This window comes from Streptomyces sp. NPDC049577 (assembly GCF_040675635.1).
GTDB lineage: Bacteria > Actinomycetota > Actinomycetes > Streptomycetales > Streptomycetaceae > Streptomyces.
Map to the genome: position 1 here is coordinate 1 of NZ_JBFAPH010000427.1, position 4,465 is coordinate 4,465.

General features: G+C 73.5%; 3 protein-coding genes and 1 pseudogene. 3 read left to right on the forward strand and 1 reads right to left on the reverse strand.

Annotation, left to right across the window (positions count from 1 at the left end; genetic code table 11):
* The 3 genes from AB0K09_RS30170 to AB0K09_RS30180 form a co-directional block, all read left to right on the forward strand.
* Window positions 1–541, forward strand: a 541-nt coding sequence (locus AB0K09_RS30170) for an SDR family NAD(P)-dependent oxidoreductase (protein WP_366068588.1), incomplete at its 5' end; no start/stop codon positions are given.
* A gap of 236 nt (window positions 542–777) precedes the next feature.
* Complete coding sequence (locus AB0K09_RS30175) at window positions 778–1,902, forward strand: class I SAM-dependent methyltransferase (protein ID WP_366068590.1); 1,125 nt, start codon at window positions 778–780, stop codon at window positions 1,900–1,902.
* A gap of 146 nt (window positions 1,903–2,048) precedes the next feature.
* Window positions 2,049–2,255 (forward strand): cold-shock protein, encoded by a 207-nt coding sequence (locus AB0K09_RS30180; RefSeq protein WP_366068589.1) that lies wholly within the window; start codon window positions 2,049–2,051, stop codon window positions 2,253–2,255.
* Window positions 2,256–2,309: 54 nt separating this feature from the next.
* Here AB0K09_RS30180 and AB0K09_RS30185 read toward each other — a convergent pair.
* A pseudogene (locus tag AB0K09_RS30185) lies at window positions 2,310–4,465 on the reverse strand (TIM-barrel domain-containing protein); the annotation flags it as partial.

Sequence of the window (4,465 nt, forward strand, 5' to 3'; positions counted from 1 at the left end):
GCTCGCCACCAACCTGACCGGCTCGATCCAGGTCGCCCGCGCGGCGCTGCCGCACCTGCGGGAACAGGGCGGGGGCCGGATCATCCAGATGTCCAGCATCGGCGGCCAGATCGCGTTCCCGCTGCTGAGCCTCTACCACGCCACGAAGTGGGGCATCGAGGGGTTCTTCGAGTCGGTGGGCCAGGAGGTCGCCCCCTTCGGCATCCAGGTGACCCTCGTCGAACCGGGCGCGGGCCGCACGGACTTCGCGGGCCGCAGCCTCGACATGGCGACGCCCCTGCCCGCGTACGAGGCGACCAACCTCGGCGAGATGCGCCGCGCGATGGTGGCCGGCGAGGCCATGCGCCTCATCGGCGACCCCGTCAAGACCGCCCGGGCCATCATCGACTGCGCGGACCAGCCGACGGCCCCGCGCCGCCTCGTCCTCGGCAGCGACGCCTACGAGGCGGGCCGCGCCGCGCTCGCCCAGCGCCTGGCGGAGCTGGAGGCGCAGCGCGAGGTGGCGTTCTCGACGGACGCGGACGACGCGCACGGGCGGTGAAAACGCGTTGCCCGGGCGGCACCCGTCGTGCAAGCCTTGTGCGTTCTCCTCTTCGGGCCTGCGGAAAGGGCAGTTCATGACACTGGGCATGGTGCTGGGCTTGGTGCTCGGCGACCGCTCCTCCCGCGCCGCGACGCGCGAGCGGTAGCCGTCCCCAGGCTCTTCCCGCCGCTCCTCGTCGCGGTGCGCGCCGTGCCCCTGCACGTCCCACCACGAGGAGTTCGTCCGACGTGTCCATGCTCCACTGGACCGAAGCCCGCACCACCCGCTCCGCCCCCTGGCACTCCGAGAGCGGAGCCCCCCTCCCCCGGCGGATCGTCGTCGCCGACGACCGCATGAAGGCCGATACCGCCCACCGTCTGGCCCGGGAGGGAACGGGCCTGTTGTGGAGGGGAGACTTCCACAACGCCCGTCACCTGCTGGCGGCGCTGGGCCGCCGCGTCGACCGCACACCGCCCGGCCCCGGGCCCGGCGGCCCGTCCGAGGCCTTCGCCGCGCACCGCCGGGCCCGCGGCCACCGGGCCCGCACCCTCGGCCGTCTGCTGGTCCTGCTGGAGGACGACCACGGCCTGGCGCTGCGCCGGGCGCCGGACGTCCGCCGGGCCTGCACCGAGGCCTACGGGCCGCCCCGCAGTCCCCGGGTCGTGGCGCTGACGGAACTGCTCGGCGTGCTCGGTGCCCGTCAGTGGCGCGAGAAGGGCGTGTACGTGCCCGCGCTCGGCGCCCGGATCCATCCGCACTACGGCGTCTTCTCGCCGGTCCGGGGCGAGTACGTGGACCTGGTGGCCCGGGCGCCGCTGCCCCGCCGGGCCGGCCGTGGCACGGCCTTCGACCTGGGCACGGGGACGGGCGTGCTGGCCGCCGCCCTGGCCCGCCGGGGATGCGCACAGGTCGTCGCCACCGACATCAGCCCACGGGCGCTGGACTGCGCCCGCGAGAACGTCCACCGGCTGGGCCTGGCCGGTCGCGTCGAGGTGACGGGCCCCTGTCTCTTCCCGCCGGGCTCCGCCGACCTGATCGTGTGCAACCCGCCCTGGCTGCCCGCCCGTCCGGCCTCGGCCGTGGAGCAGGGCGTCTACGACCCGGACAGCGGCATGCTGCGCGCCTTCCTGGGCGGTCTCGCCGCCCGTCTGCGACCGGGCGGCGAGGGCTGGCTCGTCCTGTCGGACCTGGCCGAGCACCTTCGGCTGCGTACGCCCGAGGAGTTGCCGGCCGCCGTCTCGGCGGCGGGCCTGCGGGTTCTGGACCGGCTCGACACCCGGCCGCGCCACCCGCGCGCCGGGGACACGACGGACCCGCTGCACGCGGCCCGGGCCGCGGAGGTCACCTCGCTGTGGCGGCTGGGACCCGCACGGGGATGACGGCGGGCCGCCGCTCGTTGCGCCGAATGTCGCGCGAACCGCCCACGGACGGGTGAGGAATGGACTGGGGGCCGGTTCCGGGAGGAAGGCTGAGGAGCCCGGTGCGTCCACCGCGCGCCGCGACGGTCGAGGAGAGATGGACACCGATGGCAACAGGCACGGTGAAGTGGTTCAACGCCGAAAAGGGTTTCGGCTTCATCACGCAGGACGAGGGCGGCCCGGACGTGTTCGTCCATTTCTCGGCCATCCAGAGCCAGGGCTTCAAGGAGCTCACGGAGGGCCAGCCGGTCAGCTACGACGTCGTCCAGGGCCCGAAGGGGCCGCAGGCGGAGAACGTCGTACCCCGGGGCTGACCCGGGGCACACCGTCCCGCCGGGGTGCCGGCGGGACGGTGTGCGGGGTCAGCCCCGGCCGCCGACCGCGCTGGTGCCCTTCAGCACGAGCCGGTAGGAGCGGTCGGTCGGGAGCGACGGGGTCTTCACGTGCACGACCCCGCCGCGGTCGGCGGCGTCGTACGACCAGGCGTCGCGCGGCAGCGCCCGCCCGTCCAGGAGGACGGCGCGCGGCGCCGAGCCCGTGTGGACGGTGAAGTCGTAGGGCCGTGACGTCTGCTTGCCTTTGTAGTCGCCGCGCAGGGCGCCGAGGTCGAGGGTCACGTCACCGCCGCCGGTGTGCGGCGCCCGGACGGTCAGCCGCTGCCGGGCGAAGGCGCCGGTGCGGTGGTCGCGGGTGACGCCGTCGTCCTCGTAGAGGTCGAAGGAGGACCGCCCGCGGGGGTAGACGTCCCAGGCCAGCGGCGAGTCCGCCGTTCGGTCGGCGTACGAGCGGATGCCCGGCCACATCGGTATGTTCGCCCCGGCGCGGACGAACAGCGGCAGGGTGTCGAGCGGGGCGCGGTAGCCGTCGACGGTGGCCGGGCCGGTGTAGGTGCGGCCGGTCCAGTAGTCGATCCAGGTGCCCTCCGGCAGGTAGATGCCGTCGCGGACCTCGGTGTCCTGGTAGACGGGCGCGACGAGGAAGTCCCGGCCGGACAGGAACTCGTACTTCGCGGCGTCGGAGGCGGCCTTCGGGTCGTCCGGGTACTCCAGGGCGAGCGGCCTTACCGGCCCGACGCCCGTGCGCGCCGCCTCGGCCGCGTAGGTGTACGTGTACGGCAGCAGGGCTTCCTTGAGCTTGAGGTACTTGCGGTTGATGGACGTGTACGGCTCGCCGTAGCGCCAGGGCTGCTTGTCGCTGGGGGCCCAGCCGTCCATGGTCATCACGGCGGGCAGGAAGGTCTTCCACTGGAGGTCGCGGACGTACGTCTTGGGGCTGCCGGCGAAGATGCCGTCCACGTCCCCGGTGGTGTAGGCGAGTCCGGACATGGTCGCGCCCGCGTAGGTGGGGATCTGCCAGCGGATGTACTCCCAGGAGCCCTTCTGGTCGCCGGACCACTGGACGCCGCAGCGCTGGGCGCCCGACCAGCTCTCGGGGGCCCAGGTGAAGCCGCGGGCGTCGCTGTTGTCCTCGATGCCGCGGTAGGCGTCCTTGCAGCCGTCGAGGGCGAACTTGTAGCCGTCGCCGACCCAGGCGACGTCCAGCTTGGCCACCCGCTGGCCGCTCCTGACCTGGTCGGCCAGCTTGCCGAGGCCGTCCTCGGTCCACAGGCCCAGCTTCGCCTTGCGGTCGCCGAGGCCCTTGCCGGTGTCGGCGAGGTTCTCGTAGCCGCAGCCGTAGCCGTCGTTGACGAGCATCCAGCCGAGCGGCAGGTCGTTGGCGACGTATCCGTCGGCGATCTTCAGGGCGTCCGCGGTGTGGCGCTCGCCGCGGTTCTTGTTGTGCAGGTAGCAGTCGGAGTCGCCGATCTCCAGCCCGTACACGGGCGGCAGGAAGGGCCTGCCCGTCAGCCGGGTGTACTGGCCGATCACGTCCTTCGCGGTCGGCCCGGCGAAGTAGTACGCGTCGAAGCGCCGCTCCTTCTCGGTCGTCGTCACCGGGTCGTCGAAGGCGTAGGTGCCGGGCGCGTAGGTGTTGCGGTAGACGCCGTAGCCGGCCGAGGAGAGGTAGAACGGCACGGAGTTGGGATGGCCGCCGTCGTCCCAGTTGTAGTCGACGCCGACCTCGACGGTCTTGCCCCGGTGCGAGGTGTTGCCGCGGCCGTTCTGCATGCCGGCGCCGTAGAACTGCTCGTCGGCGCCGCGTGCGAGGGTCTGGGTGGTGCGGTCGGGGGCCCAGGTCAGGCCCTTGGTCTCGCGCCACAGCGGGGTGCCGTCCGCCCGGTACAGGGCGAACCGCAGTGGCGCCTTGTAGGCCCGTAGGGTCACTCGCGAGGTGCTCAGCTCGTAGCGGTCCCCGGCGTCGCGCCAGCGGGTGCGTGGCGGCGCTCCCTGGGGCAGGACGATGTCCTTGCCGGTGGGGTCGGTGTAGGTGCCGTCGGGTGCCAGCTCGACGCGGAAGGTGTCCGCGGAGACGAAGGTGACGCGTGCCTCGGCCGTTCCGGCGCGCAGCCGGTAGACGGGGCCGTCGGCGGTGAAGCCGGTGACCGCGCCGACGGTCGTCGTCCCGTCGGCGGGATCGGCGTGCG